This is a genomic window from Kitasatospora sp. NPDC034023 (genome assembly GCF_055575795.1).
This window is the reverse complement of sequence record NZ_JBVIRY010000001.1, coordinates 142555-159569: the sequence shown is the minus strand read 5'-3', so window position 1 is coordinate 159569 and position 17015 is coordinate 142555. Positions and strand designations below refer to the sequence as shown.

Sequence of the window (17015 nt, the reverse complement as noted above, 5' to 3'; positions counted from 1 at the left end):
ACGACCGCCCCCGGCCCGACGCGGGCCGGGGGAACCTTTCCACTCCCGGTCGAGTCTTTGTCAATGCTTTACTTTTTCATGACCAAGACTCGACCTCCGGGAGTGCCCGCACCGTGACCAGCCTCGCCCTCGGCCCGTCCTGGCTCGACCCGACCACCCTGATCTCCACCTTCGGTCCGCTCGGCATCCTGGCCATCGTCTTCGCCGAGTCCGGCCTGTTGATCGGCTTCTTCCTGCCCGGCGACTCGCTGCTGTTCACCACCGGCCTGCTGGTGGCCGGCGGCACCTACCTGCACCAGCCGCTCTGGGTGGTCTGCGCGCTGATCGTGGCCGCGGCGGTGGCGGGGGACCAGGTCGGCTACCTCTTCGGCCGCAAGGTCGGGCCGAGCCTGTTCCGCCGCCCCGACTCCCGGATCTTCCGGCAGGAGAACGTCGAGAAGGCCGCCGCCTTCTTCGACCGGCACGGGCCCAAGGCGATCGTGCTGGCCCGCTTCGTGCCGATCGTGCGGACCTTCACGCCGATCGTCGCCGGCGTGAGCAGGATGAACTACCGCACCTTCGTGGTGTTCAACCTGGTCGGCGGCGTGCTGTGGGGCGGCGGGGTCACCGTGCTCGGCTACTTCCTGGGGCAGATCCCGTTCGTCCGGGACAACATCGAGGCGATCCTGGTCGCCATCGTGCTGGTCTCGGTGATCCCGGTGGTGGTCGAACTGCTGCGGGCCCGCCGGTCCGGCGAGGTTCCCGCCACCCGCAACCGCGCCGGGTAGGCGCCCGCCGCCCAGGCCGTGGGACGTCGCGTACATGTGCGTCAGGCTGTTCGATCAGGCATGGTGTAACCCGAGATCGAGCGGTGGCCGGCGGCCACCAGGGGCGGCAAGGAGCGGAAGTGCCTAAGCGGGGCCGACCGGGTGCGGGCAAGCGGGCGAGGGGAGGCCGGGCAGTCCGCCGGGTGCGGCAGACACCCCCGAAGCCGGTGCACCCCTCCGAGGCCCCGCCCACCGAGGGCCTGCTCGGGCACCCCGCCCCGCCCGTCGATCCCACCATCGTCGTCCCGTTCGTCCTGCCCGTCCCGGAGACCAAGGGCCTGCTGACGCCCGAGCCCGAGCCGCTCCCCGAGCCCGAGCCGCTCCCCGAGCCCCGGACCGAGCCGCACCCCGAGCTCACCGTCGACGCGCGTCCTCAGGACGCGGGCCCTCAGGACGCGGGCCCTCAGGACGTGGGCCCCCGGGACGCGGGCACCGGGAGCGTCCGCCCGGCCCGTCGCCGTTCGGTCGCCGAGGACACCCTCACCCCCGAGGAGTGGCGGGCGGCCGGCTACACCCCGCCCGCCGGCATCCCGGTCGCGGACCTGACCCCCGGCGCCCCCGGCGAGGCGCCGTGGCCGGACCGGATGCGCACTCTGCTGCGCACCCCGATGTTCGAGCGCCCCGCGTTCGAGCGGACCGCCCGCGAGATGCACCCCTCCGCCGGTGCCGCCCGCAACGTCCCCCGCATCCTCGACCTGACCCTGCGCATCGGCGAGCTGCTGCTGGCCAGCGGCGAGGCCGCCGAGGACGTCGAGGCGGCGATGCTCGGCATCGCGCACGCCTACCGGCTGGACCGCTGCGAGCCGCAGGTGACCTTCACCCTGATCGGCATCTCGCACCAGCCCTCGCTGGTCGAGCCGCCGGTCACCGCCGACCGCGTGGTGCGCCGCCGCACCTCCGACTACACCCGGCTGAACGCGGTGTACGAGCTGGTCGCGGACATCACCGCGGAGAAGGTGTCGGTCAACGACGCCTACCGCCGGCTCGCCCTGATCCGCCGCAACCGGCACCCGTACCCGGCCTGGCTGCTCGCCCTGACCACCGGTCTGCTGGCCGGCGCGGCGACCTTCCTGGTCGGCGGGCAGATCGACGACAAGGCCTGGCTGGTCTTCGCCAGCGCCTTCATCGCGGCCGTCCTCGGCGACCGGCTGGCCTCCGGGCTGGCCCGGCGCCGGCTGCCGGAGTTCTACCAGTTCGTGGCGGCCGCGATGCCGGCCGCCGCCTCCGGGATCATCCTGTCCTTCAACGACTTGGGCCTGCGCGGCTCGGTCGTGATCACCGGCGGCCTGTTCGCCCTGCTGCCCGGGCGTGCCCTGGTGGCCGCCGTCCAGGACGGCCTGACCGGCTTCTACATCACCGCCGCGGCCCGCCTGCTGGAAGTGATCTACCTGGTCGCGGGCATCGTGATAGGCGTCATGGTGATCCTCTACCTGGGCGTCGGCGCCGAGGCGAAGCTGCGGCCGGACGAGAGCCTGGCGGGGACCAGTACCCCGCCGGTCCAGCTGGTCGCCGCAATGCTGCTGACCCTGGCCTTCGCGACGCTGCTGCAGACCGACCGCCGCACGCTCGCCCTGGTCACGGCGAACAGCGGCATCGGCTGGGCCAGCTACGGAGCGCTGGTCTACAACGCGGGCGTCAACCCGATCGCGGCGACCGGGGTGGCGGCCGGCCTGGTCGGCCTCTTCGGCCAGCTGATGGCGCGCTTCCGCAACGGTTCGGCGCTGCCGTACGTGACCGCCGCGATCGGCCCGCTGATGCCGGGTTCGGCGCTCTACCTCGGGATGCTCGCCTTCGCCCAGGGGCATTCCAGCGCCGGCCTGGTGTCGGTCTTCCGGGCGGCGGCGATCGCGATGGCGCTGGCGGTCGGGGTGAACCTCGGTGGGGAGATAGCCCGGCTGTTCCTGAAGCTGCCGGTCGGTGCCGAGCTCCCGTCGCTCTACCCGGCGGTGCCGCGCCGGGCGGCCAAGCGCACCCGAGGGTTCTGACCGCGCGTTGACCCGTGTTGGACCCGTATTGGGCCCCGGGTCATGTCACGGCAGGCTGCACGCAGGACCAGGAACGAAGGTAAGACGCATGACCACACTGCTGGACAGCTACCGCGAGCACATCGTCAACGCGCAGAAGCAACCGCTGTTCCTGCTGCTGGTCGGCTTCATCACGTCCTTCGTCTTCATCCGGTTCAGCGTCCGGATGATCCGCGCCCAGGTGCGCTGGTGGCCCGGCAACGTGACCCCCGGCGGCCTGCACATCCACCACATGGTGTTCGGCCTGGGCTTCCTGCTGCTCGGCGGCATCGGGGTGTTCGCCACCTACGGCGGCCAGCCGTGGATGGACTGGTTCGGGCTGGCCTTCGGTATCGGCTGCGGCCTGGTGCTGGACGAGTTCGCGCTGATCCTGCACCTGGACGACGTGTACTGGGGCGAGCAGGGCCGCAAGTCGGTGGATGCGGTGATCTTCGGGATCCTGTTCACCGCCCTGCTGCTGATCGGGTACGTGCCGTTCGGCGCGCTGCCCGGCGAGGAGACCAGGTGGGGCCTGATCACGGTGATCTCGGTGAACGCGCTGGCCTCGGTGATCACCCTGCTCAAGGGCAAGGTGTGGACCGGGCTGCTCGGGATCATGGTTCCCGGCCTGTCCTGGATCGGCGCGATCCGGCTGGCCCGCCCGAGCAGCCCCTGGGCCCGCTGGCGCTACTCCGCGCGCCCCCGGCGCCGGGCGCGTGCGCTGCGGCGCGAGCGCCTGCTGCACCGGCGCGCCGACCGGGCCCGCACCTGGCTCTTCGACCTGATCGCCGGCGCCCCCGACAAGGTGCCCGCCAACCATCCCGCCGCCCACCGGGTCGCCGAGCGGATGGCCGCCCGGGCCAGCGCCCACCTCGACGCGCACGCCGCCCGGGCGCTGGCCCGCCGTCAGGCCCGGCTGGCCGACCGCCGCTCGGCGGCCGCCGCCGGGGCGACGGCCAAGTCCACGACCGCGGACGGCCCGGCGTACGCGGCCGGCCCGGGCCGCTCCCACCGGGCGCGGCAGCGCCGCCGTACGGTCCGGGCCGGGCGCAGCCGGACCTATGCCGTCGGCCCGACCGGGCTGGAGCGCCGGCCCGAGCGACACCCCCGGCTGCGGACGCACACCCGCCGGATCCACCGGTAGTTCGCATACCGCCTGCATCCGGCCGGAGCTGAATCCTGGTCGGATCATCTGATGATCACTCGACCGGCGGAGCGCTTTCCGGGTCTGAAGGCCGCCGGAATTGAGAATATGAGCGTCATGTGACCGTTCTGTCATGTGATGGGATGATTCGTCCGGACTTCCTGCCGCCCGGCCACCGCCTGCCCGTGCGCCGCGCGCCGTCCGCCGCCGTCCCCTCCGGACCCGTGAGAAGGGATGTCGCGTGGCGCGCAGGCTCCTGCCGACCCTCCTGTTGTCGCTCACCGCCCTGCTCGGGCTGCTCCCCGCCGCCCAAGCCGCCCAGGCCGCCCCGTCGACCGGCGAACCGCTGGGCGGCGAACCGGCGACGACCGAACAAGCCGGCCGCGAACCGGCCGGCCGCGGACCGGCTGTCGGTGAACCGGCGCTCGGCCGGACCCGCGGCGAGGAGCCGTACCCGAGCACCGAGGACATCGACCGCGCCCGGGCCGAGGCCGAGCGGAAGGCCTCCTCGACTGCCGCCCTGGAAGCCGCGCTCACCGCCGCCCGGACCGAGCTGGACCGGGCCGGACGCGGCGCCGAACAGGCCGTCGAGGCCTACAACGGCGCCCAGCTCGCCCTCACCCGGGCCCGCGCCGAGGAGGGCGCCGCCGTGCGGCGCGCCACCACCGCCGAGGCCGAACGGTCGGCCGCCGCCGAGGACGCGGCCCGGCTCGCCGCCGAAACGTACCGCCAGGGCGCGGGCGCCGAACTGTCCGCACTCAACGCGCTGCTCGGCGCCCACGGCCCGCGCGAGGCGGGCGACCGCGCCGCCGCGGTCCGCCAGGTCAGCGAGCGCACCCGGCAGATCCTGGACGCCGCCACCTCCACCGCCGCCGCCGCCCGCACCGCCTCCGCGGCCGCCCGCACCGCCACCGGGACCGCCGAGAAGGCCGCCGCCGAAGTCGGTGCGGCCAGGGCACGGGCCGAGCAGCGGCTGGCCGCCCAGCAGGGCGAGGTGGCCGCCGCCACCCGGCACCGCGAGCAACTGCTCACCGAACTGGCCGCCGCCCGGAACACCACCGTCGAGCTGGAGCGCAAGCGCCGCGAGGCCCTGGAGGCGATCGCCGCCCGCGAGGCCGAGGCCGCCGCCCGCGCCGCCGCCGAGCAGGCCGCCCGGGAGGCCGAGGCCGCCGAAGCCGCGGCGGCCTCCGCCCAGGCCGCCGCCGTACCGCCCGCCGCGCGCCCGTGGTCCGCCGAGGGCGCGGCCGCCGCGGTCGCCTTCGCCAAGTCCAAGATCGGCCTGCCCTACATCTGGGGCGGCGAGGGCCCGGCCGGCTACGACTGCTCGGGGCTGACCATGATGGCCTGGCGCGAGGGCGGCCGGCCGCTCAACCACTTCGCCGCCGACCAGTACGCCCAGAGCACCCGGATCGGCTACCGCCAGCTGCGCCCCGGGGACCTGGTGTTCTGGACGGACACCGGACGCGCCGCCGACATCTACCACGTCGGGCTCTACATCGGCGACGACCAGATGATCGAGGCCCCGCGCGCAGGCATGCCGATCAAGCAGGCCAGCCTCTGGATCATGGGCACCCCGGACTTCTACGCCCGGCCGTGAGGCCCGGCCGGGTGCTCGGGTCGTGAGGGCCGGTCGCGAACTCGGGTCGTGAGGGCCGGCCGTGAACTCGGGTCGTGAGGGCCGGCCGTGAGCCCCGGCCGCCCGCAGGCTACCGGTCGAGCAGGGCGTCCGGTTCCTTCCGGCGGGCGCGCAGTCCCACGCAGGTCCAGATCCAGGCGGTGCAGAGCGGGAGCGTCAGGATGGCGACCGCGACCGCCTCGCCGATCCGGCCGATGACCTGGGAGTCGCAGACCTCCCGCAGGTGGAAGCCGGGCGGCTCGTAGAAGGCCGGCGAGCCGCAGTCCCCGCCGACCCGGGCGAGGATCAGCCAGGCCGCCCAGGCCCAGCCGAGGACCGTCAGCATGCCCAGCACCATCGCCGTGGTGCTCCGGGCCCCGTGCTCCTTCGACGCGCGGAGTTGTTCGTCCTCCATGGCTCCCCCCGGGAGATCGTCCGTACCTGAACCGGCACGAGGATGGTGGCAGGAAGGGCGCCCCCACACCAGTGTCGGTGGTCGGCGTTAGCGTGGACGCTCGACCGTGGTGAGCCGACCGTACTGAGGAGGCGTCATGCTGTTGCGCGATGTTCGGGCAGGGGATGTCGAGGCGTACGTCCGGATGCGCTGCGACCCGGTGATGATGGCCGAGTTGGGCGGGCCGCTGCCCCGGGAGCGGGTGGAGGAGCGGCTGCGCAAGGACGTGGTCGAGGCGGCGGCGGACCGCTACTGGGCCAGGATGATCGTCCCGGACGGCACCGAGGACGGCGAGGTCGCGGGCACGGTCAACCTCTGGTCGGGCGAGGAGGACGGCCGGACGGTCTCCGAGATCGGCTGGATGGTGCTGCCCGAGTACCAGGGCCGCGGGCTGGCCAAGGCGGCCGTCCGCCGGGTGCTGGACGCCGCCGCCGAGGACGGCCGCTGGGGCGAGGTGCACGCCAACCCGGGGACGGGCAACGGCCCGTCCAACGGGATCTGCCGGGCGCTCGGCTTCCGGCTGCTCGGCGAGCGGGACCTGGGCTTCGCGGGCCGCGTCCTGCGGACCAACCACTGGGTGGTGGTCCCGGGGAAGCACCTCGGGGCGGGCACGGACTGACGTCGGGTACGGATCAGCGTCGGGTACGGATTAATCAGGTGCCGCTGCCGGAGGGCCGCCGTACGGTGGCCCCATGGGCAACAGCATCGATCACACGGCCGTCGACACCGTGAACGGGCTTCGGGTACGGGCGGTTGCCGAGGACGAGGTGGCGGCCTGGGACCGCGCGCTGACCTGTGGCTTCCTGCGTCCGCACGTGGCCAGCGCGGCGGAGGTGCGCCGCCGGCAGTGGGAGCCGGGCCGGATGCTGGCCGGCTTCGACGGCGACCGCCAGATCGCCACCTTCCGCAGCTACGACGCCGAGTTGACCGTCCCAGGCGGGGCCGTGATCACGGCCGACGCCATCAGCCACGTCACGGTCAGCGCCACCCACCGGCGCCGGGGCCTGCTCAGCACGATGATCCGCCGGGACCTCGCGGCCGCCGCCGAACGCGGCACGGCCGTCGCCATCCTGATCGCCGCCGAGTACGGCATCTACGGCCGGTTCGGCTTCGGCCCGGCCACCCGGTGCGCAGGCCTGCGCGTCGACCTGCGCCGCGCCCGGGGCCTGCGCGAGGGGCTGCCGGGCGTGCCCGGCGGCCGGATCGACCTCGTGACGATGACGGAGGTGCGCGAGCTCGGGCCCGGCCTGCACGAGCGCTGGCGGCGCACCCAACCGGGCGCGATCGACCGCGACAAGCTGTGGTGGCAGCGCGCCACCGGTGAGGTCCAGGTGCCGGGCTTCGACTTCAAGGAGCCGTTCGCGGCCGTCCACCGGGACGCCGACGGCACGGTCACCGGCCTGGTGGCCTACCGGATCGACGGCAAGTGGGACGGTGACTACCCCGACTCCACACTCACCGTCGAGGAGTTCACCGCTCTCGACCTGCCCACCACGATCGAGCTCTGGCGCTTCCTGCTGTCCGTCGACTGGGTGGCCAGGATCGCGATGCCCAACGCCTCCCCGGACGAGCCGCTGCCGCTGCTGCTCCGGGACCGGCGCGCGGTCACCCCGCACGAGGAGAGCTCCGACTTCACCTGGCTGCGGGTGCTGGACGTCGAGGCCGCGTTCGGCGCCCGGACGTACGGCGCCCCCGGCCGGGTGGTGCTGGAGGTCGATGACAAGCTCGGCTTCGCGTCCGGCCGTTGGGCGCTCGAGGTCGCCGCGGACGGCACCGGCCGCTGCACCCGCACCGGGGAAGACGCCGACCTCGCCCTCGGAGCCTCGGAGTTGGGCTCGCTCTACCTCGGCACGGAGACCGCCCCGAGGCTGGCTGCGGCCGCACTGGTCACCGAGCTGCGCCCGGGTGCGGCGGCCGCCGCGGACCTGCTGCTGCGCGCCCCGCTGCAGGCCTGGAACCCGGACATCTTCTGAGCCACGCGAACCTGCCTGGCTCTGCCTGGCTCCGCCCGGACGCGCCGGAGGCCGGCCCCACTGCGGGGCCGGCCTCCGGCGCGTCCGAGTCGCTTCCCTCGGGCGCTACTTGACCGCCGTCTTGCCGATGGTCGGCAGGATGAAGTCCTGGATCAGACCCTTGGCGTCGCGGACGATCGGCCGGAAGACCCGGTAGCGCGACAGGTTGATCACCCGGGCCGCCAGCGGCGTCGAGCGCCGCACGAACTCCCTGGTCCGCTCGGTGTCCGGGGTGCGGTCGAAGACCCAGTAGAGCACCACGATCATCAGGTGCAGCCACAGCACGTCGGGCAGCAGCTCGACCAGTTCGGCGTCCAGCTTGGGCGCCAGTTCCGAGCCCTGCAGGACCTCGCGGAACAGTTCGACGGCCGTCGCCCGCGCCGGGTGGGACTCGTTGGAGAACGGGCTCAACGAGCTGGTCGGATCGGCGGCGGTGCGGAAGAACTGCGCGGAGAACTCGTGGTACGGCGCGGCCGTGTCGAGCCAGGAGTCCAGCGCGATCTGCAGCCGCTCGGAGAAGTCCCGGGTGTGGGCCATGCGGCGTTTGGCGTCGGCCGCGTGGTCGTAGGTCATCCGGTCGTAGAACCCCTGGATCAGGAATTCCTTCGCCGAGAAGTAGTAGTAGGCGTTGCCCACCGAGACGCCCGCCTCGGTGGCGATCGCGCGCATGGTGGTCTTCTCGTAGCCCCGTTCCTGGAACAGCCGCATGGCCGTCTCCAGGATCAGCGCCCGGGTCGCCTCACTCTTGTCGGTCTTCGGCTGCGCCCGGCCGCCGGGCATGGGCCCGCCCTCCGCGCCGGGTGCGGCCGAAGCCTCGGTCGCACCGTTCTCGCCGTCCGTTCGGTTCGTCGCTGCCAGGTCGTCCACGGGCACGAGCCTAGCCGGAGACGAGGCTCCAGCCGGTGTCGGTGTTCGTGGCACCGGATGCCCCCTCCGCACCCGGTGCCACGCCCGCCACCCCCCGTGATTCGAACACGTTCAAAAGCTTGGCAGAACTGTAGACGCTTCGGTTGAACATGTTCAACTCATCTCTGTGGGAGGCTGGTCACATGATCAGTTCAGGGCAGACCGTTATCCGGCGGGGTGGCGCGCAGGACGCCGAGTCCATCGCCGAGCTGCACGCCCGCAGTTGGCGCACCACCTACCGGGGCATCGTCCCGGAGGAGGCGCTCGGCGACGGGATGATCGCCCAGCGGCGCGAACTGTGGCAGCTGCGCCTGGACGCGGACTACGGCGAGCCGGAGAACACGCCCGAGCTGCTGGTCGCCGAACGGGACGGGGAGGCGGCCGGCTTCGTCTACCTCGTCCCGCAGCCGGACGGCCGGGTGCTGATCGACAACCTGCACGTGCGCCCCGGCCTGACCAGCGGCGGCATCGGCCACGCGCTGCTGGCCGCAGCGCATGTCTTCGTCGCCGAGCGGCACCCCGGGGCCGAGCTCTTCCTGGAGGTGCTGCGCGACAACACCCGCGCGGTCGCCTTCTACGAGCGCGAGGGCGCCGTGCGGGTCCGGGCACAGGAGGGCGTTTTTCCGGGCGGGTTCCTGCTGCCCGAGTACGTGTACGCCTGGCCGGGCCGGTCGGAGTCCTAGACCGGTCGGGAGTGGCCCCGAGCCGGACGTGGCCCGAGCCGGATGTGGCCCGAGCCGGATGTGGCTCAGAGCCGGAGCCGGGGTCGGTCAGTCGACGTCGTAGACGGTCACCGGCACACCACGCGCCGTCAGTCGGGCGGTGACCAGCGGCTCGACCTTCGCCCAGCGCCCGCCCGCCAGTCCGCAGCCGAGCCGCGGCATGTGGACGGAGGCGCCGAGTTCGAGCGCGCGGTCGCCCAGCGCGGCCAGGCCGGTGTCGATGGCCTCGTACCGCACCGGCACCCCGGTGGAGCGCCCGGTCCGGATGCCGCGCTGGCCGACCAGGTTGGCCACCCAGACGTACGGCTCCACCTGCACCAACTGCAGGGCGCCGAGGCCGAAGTCGTTCTTCGCCCGCTCCCGGTGCCAGCGTCTGTACGCGGACTCGGGCTCGGGCCAGCGTCTGGAGAGCGCGAGCACGAAGCCCTTGCCCCAGCCGCCGAGGTCGTTGCAGGTGTGCGCGATCACCTTCACGCCCTTGCCGAGCGGCGTGGTGGCATCGCCTCGGACGTAGGTGATTTCCGCCATGCCTCGAAGTTAGACCGAGGCACTGACAACGCGCTCGGAATTTTCCGGCGCCCGCTGTGCCTGCTGTGCCCCCAGCGCCTGCTGTTCCTGCTGTTCCTGCTGTGCCCGCCCGGCTGCCGTGGCCTTGCGCACCGTCAGGTGCCGCCGTCCGGCCAGCGCGATCAGCAGCGCGAGCGCGGCGGCCGTGGCCGGAAGCGCGTAGCCGGTGCCGGGGGCGGCCTGTTCGGCGAGCGTCCCGGCAAGCGCCGCACCGGCCGAGATGCCGACCACGATGCCGGACACCGCCATCGCCATGCCCTCGTTGAACTGGCGCTGCGGCAGCAGTTCCTGGACCAGCGTCATCCCGGTCACCATGGTCGGCGCGGTGGCCGTGCCGGCGGCGAACAGCCCCAGCCCGAGCACCCCGAGGCCGGCTCCGCCCAGCCCGGCGGCGAGCGGCAGCAGCAGCACCCCGGCCATCGCCGACGCCCCGATCAGGAAGCGCGTGCCCGGCGCCCGACGTGGTGTCAGCAGTCCGAACAGCAGCCCCGCCACGCAGGATCCGGCCGCGAAAAGGGCCAGCAGCACGCCGGCCGCCGCCTTGTGCCCGTGCGCGTCGGCGTACGCCACGGTGGTGATCTCGGTCGCGCCGAAGACCATGCCGGTCGCCAGGAAGGTCAGCACCAGCACCCGCAGCCCGGGCACCCCCAGCGGGGAACCGTGCCGCTGCCCGGCCGACGTCCGCGCCTTCGTCGAGGGGGCGGGAAGCGGCGGTTCGGTGCGCCGCTGGGCGGCGAACAGCAGGGCGCCGGTGGTGCCGAGCGTGCCGGCGGTGAGCAGCCCGGCCTCCGGGGCGAGCGTGGTGCAGAGCAGCATCGCGAGCACCGGCCCGGCCATGAAGCAGAGTTCGTCCAGCGCCTGCTCGAAGGAGTTGGCCAGGTGCCGGGCGGCCGGGTCGTCCCGGTACAGGTGCGCCCAGCGGGAGCGGGCCATGCCGCCGAGGTTGGGTGCGGCGGCGCAGGCCGCGTTGCTCAGGTACAGCGTCCAGTCCGGTGCGTCGAACCGGACGCAGAGCAGCAGGGCGGTGAGCGGGACGGCGTTGTACAGCGCGGCCGGTACCGTCACCCGCGTCTGCCCGTACCGGTCCACCAGGCGGCCGATCAGTGGCATCCCGATCGCGCCGGTGACCAGCCCGGCCGCCGAGACCGTCCCGGCCAGCCCGTACGAGCCGCGCCGCTCGGAGAGCAGCACCACCAGCGAGACGCCGGTCATCGACAGCGCGAGCCGGCCGAGCAGCCCAGCCAGGGTGAAGGCGAGGGCGCCGGGGGCCGCGAACAGCCGCCGGTAGGAGTAGGAGTGGGAAGCGATGAGGGCGCGCGAGGGCAAGCGGGCTCCTGGGAAGAAGAAGGGGGGACGTCCGACAGCCTCGCCGTGGTGGCGGGCCGCCGTCCAACACCTGTTCCGCCGCACTGACAACGCGCTGTTGTTAATCTGCCGCCCATGCCCCGTGACCTGCACCCCCGCCTGCTCCGCGGCTTCGTCGCGACCGCCGAGACCCTGCACTTCGGCCGGACCGCCGAGCGGCTGCACATCGCCCAGCAGGCACTCAGCCGGGACATCCGGACCCTGGAGGGGCTGCTCGGCACCACGCTGTTCACCCGCACCACCCGCAGCGTCGACCTCACTCCGGCCGGACAGCGGCTGCTGCCCCGGGTCCGCCGACTCCTCGCCCTGCACGACGAGATCCTCACCGAGGCCGGGACCGGAGCCGCCGCCCGGCCGCTGCTGCTCGACCTCAACAGCGACGTCACCGGCCCGGACCTCACCGCCGACCGGGTGCTCGGACGGGCCCGCGCCGCCTGGCCCGAGGGTGAGCTGCTGGCCCGCTTCCACGGCGGCCTCGCCGCGGCCGCCGCCGAACTGCTGGCCCACCGGCTGGACGCCTCGTTCGGCCGCTTCGCCGGGCTGCCCGCCCCGGTGCGCGCCCAACTCGTCCAGTTGCCGGTGCGGTTGGAGCGGATCTCGGTGATGATGGCGGACACCCACCCGCTGGCCGGCCGCCCGGCACTACGCCCGGCCGAGCTGGCCGGTCACCCCGTCGACATCTGCGCGGGCAACCCGGCCACCACCGAGTGGGCCGATCTCGGCGCCCGGCTGCTGCGCGAGCACGGCCTGACGGCGGCCGACCCGTACGTCCCCCCGGTGGGCGTGGACGAGACCGCCCGCTACCTCGCCCGGCACGGCGATCCGATGCTGACCACGGTCGGCGGGCCGAGGATCCCCGGCACGGTGAACGTGCCGCTGGTGGACCCGGTGCCGCTGAGCCTGGTCAGCCTGGTGCACCGGCCCGGCGAGCGCCATCCGGGGCTGCGCGCGCTGGCCGACGCGGCGGCCGGACTGGGCGCGGCCGAGGGCTGGCTGCGCCGCCCGCCGGGCAGCTGGCTGCCGGAGGCGGACGCGGCGCTGCTCCCGGTCGCCGGGTAACGGAGCGTTGCGACGAAACCGCCCCTGCCCAGGGGGGATGGGCAGGGGCGGCGTACGGGGGGCGGGTTCGGGCCCGCCTCGCGGGGTGTCCGGGTCAGGAGGCCTTGACGGCGGAGATGTCGAAGCTGAGCTTGACCTTCTCGCCGATCAGTACGCCGCCGGTCTCCAGCGCCGCGTTGTAGGTCAGCCCGAAGTCGGTGCGGTCGACGACGGCCTTGCCCTCGAAGCCGACCCGCTGGGCGCCGTACGCGTCGGTGGCGCTGCCGGTGTACTCGAGGTCCAGGACGACCGGGCGGGTGGTGCCCTTGATGGTGAGCTCGCCGGTCATCCGGTAGGCGTCGTCGCCGAGCGGCTCGGCGGAGGCGCTGCGGAAGCGGATCTCCGGGTGGGTCTCCGTGGCGAAGAAGTCACCGGTGCGCAGGTGCTCGTCGCGCTGGGCCTGGTTGGTGTCGACGCTCGCGACCTTGATCACCAGCTCGGCCGAGGAGTTGCCCGGGGCGCTGCCGTCCAGGTGCAGCTTGCCGTCGTACTCGGTGAAGCGGCCCTTGATGTTGGTCACCATGGCGTGGCGCACCGAGAAGCCGATCTCGCTGTGCGTGGTGTCGATCGCCCAGTCGCCGGTGAGGTGGGCGAGGTCGGGGCCGGCCGGCGTCTGGACGGCGGTGGTGGCGGGGACGTCGGTGGTCTTGGTGCGGTTGAAAAGGCCCATGGCTCCTCCTCGGGTCCGAAGCCATTTGTTTAGGCTTCAACTTGTTGGCTCCAGCGTAGGACTCTTTCGTTCAAATTTCAACCACAAGCTTCGAGGATCCCCCGAACGGCTCAGCGGACCCGCCTGTCAGCCCTCCCGACTAGGCTGCGAAGGACCGGTTCCCACCCGCCCGGAAGGCCCCCGATGTTCGTCCTGCACGCGCTCTGGCGGACGGACGGGCAGCTGGCGCTCTGGGCCGAGGACGCCCGCGCCCACCCCGGCACCGCCGAACCGCCGACGGACCGGCCCGCCCCGCCCGACCGGGCCGCCCCCCGGGCCCACCCCTACGCCTGCCCGGCCGGTGAGCTGGCCATCGTGCTCGGCGGCATCGGCCCGGGCCTCGGCTGGCTCGCCGGGCAGGCCCCCGAACGCTGGGCCACCCTGCTGCTGCCCACCATCGGCGCCGTCCCCGCGCCCTCGCCCGACCTGCCGGTCACCCCGCCGCGCGGCGGCGCCGTGCTCACCCCCTGGCGGGTACCGGCGCTGCTCTTCGACGCCGGGGCCGCCGCCCAGCTGCTCGGCGAGGTCTTCGACCCGCACTGGGCCGTCACCGACACCGACCTGCCCGGCGCCGGGCGCGTCGAGGTCGTCCACGGCCCCTCGCTGCGCTGGCTCACGGGGGTGCACGACCTCGCCTGGCGGACGGTCGGCCGGGGCCGGGTGCTGCCACAGCCCGTCCTCGCCGACGGCCGCCCGCAGGCCCGCTGGCGACCGGACCCCACCCCGGCCGGGCGCCGCGAGGCCGCCGCACTGGCCGCCGGCTGCCCGCCCGTCCTGCTGGGGGAGCGGCCGCACGGCGCCGGTACCGGGGAGGCGCTGCTGGGCGCCGTGCTGGGCGCGCTGGTGGACGCCGAGGCCCGCGCCGCCCTGGCCACCGCCCCGCCCGCCTTTCCGGTCAAGGCCGGGGCCGCACCCGGGGCCGTATCCGGTTCCGCACCCGGGGTCGCACCCGTGTCCGCCCTCGGGGTCGCGCCCGCGTCCGCACCCGGGGAGGCCGTCGCCGAGCGCTGGCTGCACGCCCTCACCACCCCCGACGGCCTCCTCGGCGACGTCCCGCCCGAGGACTTCGCCGAGCTGCGCCGCCGGGTCGCCGCCTGGTGCGCCGTCGCCGAGCCCACCGACCCCGCGCTGCGGCTCTGCTTCCGCCTGGTCGAGCCGCTCGGCCCCGACCCCGACGACCCCGATGGCCGCCCCTCCGACGACGCCTGGCAACTGGAGTTCCTGCTCCAGGCCGTGGACGAGCCGTCCCTGCTGATCCGCGCCGCCGACCTGCACGAGGGCGGCGCCGCGCACGCCGCCCTCGCCCGCAAGGCCGCCGGCCAGGCCGCCGACCCGGTCGACGTTCTGGTCGCCGAACTCGCCCGCGCCGCCCATCGCTGGCCCATCCTGGACGGGCTGCGCCACCGCTCCCGCCCGTCCGCCCTGCCGCTGGACCGGGCGGGCGCGCTGGACTTCCTGCGCACCGCCGCGCCCGCGCTCGCCGAGGGCGGCTTCGGTGTGCTGCTGCCCGCCTGGTGGCGCCGCCGCCCCCGCCTCGGGCTCGCCCTGCGCGCCACCACCCCGCCCGCGCCCGGCTCGCTCGCGGTCGCGAGCCAGGTGGACCGGGACGCCGTGGTCGCCTTCCGCTGGCAGGCCGCGCTCGGCCCGGACGGCGCCCCGCTCACCGAACAGGAGCTGGCCGAACTGGCCGCCGCCAAGCAGGGCCTGGTGCGGGTGCGCGGCACCTGGCTGGAGGCCGACCCGGCGCAGATCGCCGCCGCGCTCGCCTTCCTCGCCGACCGGCGCGACGGCGTGCTGGCCCCCGCGGACCTGCTGCGGCTCGCCCTCGACCCGCAGGCCTCGGTCGCCGGACTGCCGGTGACGTCCGTCCACGCGGACGGCCCGCTCGGCGATCTGCTCTCCGGGCGCACCGACGCCGCTCCCGCCCCGGAGCTGCCGCCGGACTTCCGGGCCGTGCTGCGCCCGTACCAGGAACGCGGACTGGCCTGGCTGCGGACGATGTCCGGGCTCGGCCTCGGCGCCGTGGTGGCCGACGACATGGGCCTCGGCAAGACCGTCCAGACCCTCGCCCTGCTGGCCACCGAAAGAGCTCTCGGAGCCACCGGCCCGACCCTGGTGGTCTGCCCGATGTCCCTGGTCGGCAACTGGCAGCGCGAGGCCGAACGCTTCGCCCCCGCCCTGCGACGGTACGTCCACCACGGCTCCGGCCGCCTGGGCGAGGAGCAACTCGCCGAAGCCGTACGGGAAACGGACCTCGTCATCACCACCTACGGGCTGGTCCAGCGCGACCTCGCCGCCCTGCGGGTGATCCGCTGGCGCCGGGTGGTCGCCGACGAGGCCCAGCACATCAAGAACACCGGCACCGCGCAGTCCCGGGCGATCCGCGCGCTGCCCGTCACCCGACACCGGGTCGCACTCACCGGCACCCCGGTGGAGAACCGGCTCTCCGAACTGCACGCCGTCCTGGACTTCGCCAACCCCGGCCTGCTCGGCTCGGCCGAGCGCTTCAAGGAGCGCTACGCGATCCCGGTCGAACTGCACCGCAGCCCCGAACGCACCGCCGAACTCCGGCGCCGCACCGCCCCGTTCGTGCTGCGCCGGCTCAAGTCCGACCCGGCGGTGGCGGCCGACCTGCCCGCGAAGCAGGAGATGACCGTCTGGTGCAACCTGACCGCCGAGCAGGCGGGCCTCTACCAGGCCGTGGTCGCCGACCTGCTGCGCCGGGTCGAGGGGATCCGGGGCGTGGAGCGGCGCGGCACGGTGCTGGCCGCGATCGGCAAGCTCAAGCAGGCCTGCAACCACCCGGCCCAACTGCTGCACGACGGCTCGGCGTTGGGTGAGCGCTCGGGCAAGGTCGCCCGGCTGGCCGAGCTGCTGGAGGAGGCGCTGGCGGAGGGCGACCGGACGCTGGTCTTCACCCAGTACGCCGAGTTCGGCACGATGCTCCGCCCGTACCTGGAGCGGCGGCTCGGCGAGGAGGTGCTCTACCTGCACGGCGGCCTGTCCCGGGCGCGCCGCGAGGAACTGGTCGAGCGCTTCCAGTCCCCGGACGGGCCACGGGTGTTCCTGCTGTCGCTGCGGGCCGGAGGCACCGGCCTCAACCTGACCGCCGCCAACCAGGTGATCCACCTGGACCGTTGGTGGAACCCGGCGGTCGAGGAGCAGGCCACCGACCGCGCCTTCCGGATCGGCCAGCGCCGGGACGTCCAGGTCCGCCGCCTGGTCTGCGTCGGCACCGTCGAGGAGCGGATCGACGAACTCCTCGCCGCCAAAAGGTCGTTGGCCGAGACGGTGGTGGGGGAGGGGGAACAGTGGCTCACCGACCTGCCCGTCGACGCACTGCGCGAACTGGTCGCCCTCACCCGGGAGGACGCCGTGGCCGAGGAGGACGTATGAGCGAAGAGCCGAAGCCCACGATGGTCAACGTCGCCGCCTACTGGCGCGGCGACTTCACCCTGCGCCCCGAGGCGCCGGAGGAAGAGCCGGACGAACCCTCGCCGCACCGCCTCGGCCGCTCCGGCATCACCGCGCACGGCCGCGACCTCGCCGTCCTGCTCGCCCCCGCCTACGACACTTTCCGCAGCTGAACCGGGCGTTGCACCAGGCGCCGAACC

Annotated in this window: 15 protein-coding genes; 10 read left to right on the top strand and 5 right to left on the bottom strand. The window is 74.1% G+C overall.

Annotated elements, in window-relative coordinates; all coding sequences use genetic code 11:
• The first annotated feature begins 113 nt into the window (after positions 1–113).
• From ACZ52R_RS00730 to ACZ52R_RS00715, 4 genes are all read left to right on the top strand, one after another.
• Complete coding sequence (locus ACZ52R_RS00730; RefSeq protein WP_465752356.1) at positions 114–767, top strand: DedA family protein; 654 nt, start codon at positions 114–116, stop codon at positions 765–767.
• Between the two features lie 182 nt (positions 768–949).
• Complete coding sequence (locus ACZ52R_RS00725; protein ID WP_465752354.1) at positions 950–2791, top strand: threonine/serine exporter family protein; 1842 nt, start codon at positions 950–952, stop codon at positions 2789–2791.
• An 88-nt stretch (positions 2792–2879) separates the two neighbouring features.
• A complete protein-coding gene (locus tag ACZ52R_RS00720) occupies positions 2880–3953 on the top strand; it encodes a hypothetical protein (protein WP_465752352.1) in 1074 nt (357 codons plus the stop codon).
• 241 nt (positions 3954–4194) lie between these two features.
• Positions 4195–5550 carry a C40 family peptidase gene (locus tag ACZ52R_RS00715; RefSeq protein WP_465625292.1) on the top strand — a complete coding sequence of 452 codons (1356 nt, stop codon included), beginning with the start codon at positions 4195–4197 and terminating at the stop codon, positions 5548–5550.
• Positions 5551–5659: 109 nt separating this feature from the next.
• Here the strand turns inward: ACZ52R_RS00715 and ACZ52R_RS00710 are convergent, their stop codons facing one another.
• Complete coding sequence (locus tag ACZ52R_RS00710) at positions 5660–5983, bottom strand: hypothetical protein (protein WP_360495962.1); 324 nt, start codon at positions 5981–5983, stop codon at positions 5660–5662.
• A gap of 136 nt (positions 5984–6119) precedes the next feature.
• On the opposite strand from ACZ52R_RS00710, the gene ACZ52R_RS00705 reads away from it, so the two are divergent.
• Both ACZ52R_RS00705 and ACZ52R_RS00700 read left to right on the top strand, forming a co-directional pair.
• A complete protein-coding gene (locus ACZ52R_RS00705; RefSeq protein ID WP_360495959.1) occupies positions 6120–6641 on the top strand; it encodes a GNAT family N-acetyltransferase in 522 nt (173 codons plus the stop codon).
• A gap of 73 nt (positions 6642–6714) precedes the next feature.
• Entirely contained in the window at positions 6715–7995 is a 1281-nt protein-coding gene (locus ACZ52R_RS00700) for a GNAT family N-acetyltransferase (RefSeq protein ID WP_465752350.1), read from the top strand.
• 105 nt (positions 7996–8100) lie between these two features.
• Here the strand turns inward: ACZ52R_RS00700 and ACZ52R_RS00695 are convergent, their stop codons facing one another.
• Positions 8101–8901 carry a TetR/AcrR family transcriptional regulator gene (locus tag ACZ52R_RS00695; protein WP_360495953.1) on the bottom strand — a complete coding sequence of 267 codons (801 nt, stop codon included), beginning with the start codon at positions 8899–8901 and terminating at the stop codon, positions 8101–8103.
• Positions 8902–9083: 182 nt separating this feature from the next.
• Between ACZ52R_RS00695 and ACZ52R_RS00690 the strand changes: the two genes are divergently transcribed.
• The gene (locus ACZ52R_RS00690; RefSeq protein WP_465752348.1) at positions 9084–9623 is read left to right on the top strand and encodes a GNAT family N-acetyltransferase; all 540 of its coding nucleotides are present in this window, start codon (positions 9084–9086) and stop codon (positions 9621–9623) included.
• A gap of 87 nt (positions 9624–9710) precedes the next feature.
• Here ACZ52R_RS00690 and ACZ52R_RS00685 read toward each other — a convergent pair whose 3' ends face one another.
• Together ACZ52R_RS00685 and ACZ52R_RS00680 are read right to left on the bottom strand one after the other, a co-directional pair.
• On the bottom strand, positions 9711–10190 hold the full coding sequence (locus tag ACZ52R_RS00685; RefSeq protein WP_465752346.1) for a macro domain-containing protein: 480 nt from the start codon (positions 10188–10190) through the stop codon (positions 9711–9713).
• A gap of 9 nt (positions 10191–10199) precedes the next feature.
• Positions 10200–11555: an MFS transporter gene (locus tag ACZ52R_RS00680; RefSeq protein ID WP_465664017.1), complete on the bottom strand. Its 1356-nt coding sequence runs from the start codon at positions 11553–11555 to the stop codon at positions 10200–10202.
• Between the two features lie 114 nt (positions 11556–11669).
• Here ACZ52R_RS00680 and ACZ52R_RS00675 point away from each other — a divergent pair, with 114 nt between their 5' ends.
• Positions 11670–12653 (top strand): LysR family transcriptional regulator, encoded by a 984-nt coding sequence (locus tag ACZ52R_RS00675; protein ID WP_465664016.1) that lies wholly within the window; start codon positions 11670–11672, stop codon positions 12651–12653.
• A gap of 94 nt (positions 12654–12747) precedes the next feature.
• Here the strand turns inward: ACZ52R_RS00675 and ACZ52R_RS00670 are convergent, their stop codons facing one another.
• Positions 12748–13362: a YceI family protein gene (locus ACZ52R_RS00670; RefSeq protein ID WP_465664015.1), complete on the bottom strand. Its 615-nt coding sequence runs from the start codon at positions 13360–13362 to the stop codon at positions 12748–12750.
• A 183-nt stretch (positions 13363–13545) separates the two neighbouring features.
• On the opposite strand from ACZ52R_RS00670, the gene ACZ52R_RS00665 reads away from it, so the two are divergent.
• Both ACZ52R_RS00665 and ACZ52R_RS00660 read left to right on the top strand, forming a co-directional pair.
• Entirely contained in the window at positions 13546–16797 is a 3252-nt protein-coding gene (locus ACZ52R_RS00665; RefSeq protein WP_465752344.1) for a DEAD/DEAH box helicase, read from the top strand.
• On the top strand, positions 16794–16988 hold the full coding sequence (locus ACZ52R_RS00660) for a hypothetical protein (RefSeq protein ID WP_465625309.1): 195 nt from the start codon (positions 16794–16796) through the stop codon (positions 16986–16988). Before ACZ52R_RS00665 ends, ACZ52R_RS00660 begins: the two co-directional genes overlap by 4 nt.
• Positions 16989–17015 lie beyond the last annotated feature (27 nt).

Coding starts and splice junctions, on each gene's coding strand:
- ACZ52R_RS00670 (WP_465664015.1), bottom strand. CDS start 13,362: ATGGGCCTTTTCAACCGCACCAAGACCACCGACGTCCCCGCCACCACC.
- ACZ52R_RS00720 (WP_465752352.1), top strand. CDS start 2,880: ATGACCACACTGCTGGACAGCTACCGCGAGCACATCGTCAACGCGCAG.
- ACZ52R_RS00700 (WP_465752350.1), top strand. CDS start 6,715: ATGGGCAACAGCATCGATCACACGGCCGTCGACACCGTGAACGGGCTT.
- ACZ52R_RS00705 (WP_360495959.1), top strand. CDS start 6,120: ATGCTGTTGCGCGATGTTCGGGCAGGGGATGTCGAGGCGTACGTCCGG.
- ACZ52R_RS00660 (WP_465625309.1), top strand. CDS start 16,794: ATGAGCGAAGAGCCGAAGCCCACGATGGTCAACGTCGCCGCCTACTGG.
- ACZ52R_RS00690 (WP_465752348.1), top strand. CDS start 9,084: ATGATCAGTTCAGGGCAGACCGTTATCCGGCGGGGTGGCGCGCAGGAC.
- ACZ52R_RS00665 (WP_465752344.1), top strand. CDS start 13,546: ATGTTCGTCCTGCACGCGCTCTGGCGGACGGACGGGCAGCTGGCGCTC.
- ACZ52R_RS00675 (WP_465664016.1), top strand. CDS start 11,670: ATGCCCCGTGACCTGCACCCCCGCCTGCTCCGCGGCTTCGTCGCGACC.
- ACZ52R_RS00685 (WP_465752346.1), bottom strand. CDS start 10,190: ATGGCGGAAATCACCTACGTCCGAGGCGATGCCACCACGCCGCTCGGC.
- ACZ52R_RS00710 (WP_360495962.1), bottom strand. CDS start 5,983: ATGGAGGACGAACAACTCCGCGCGTCGAAGGAGCACGGGGCCCGGAGC.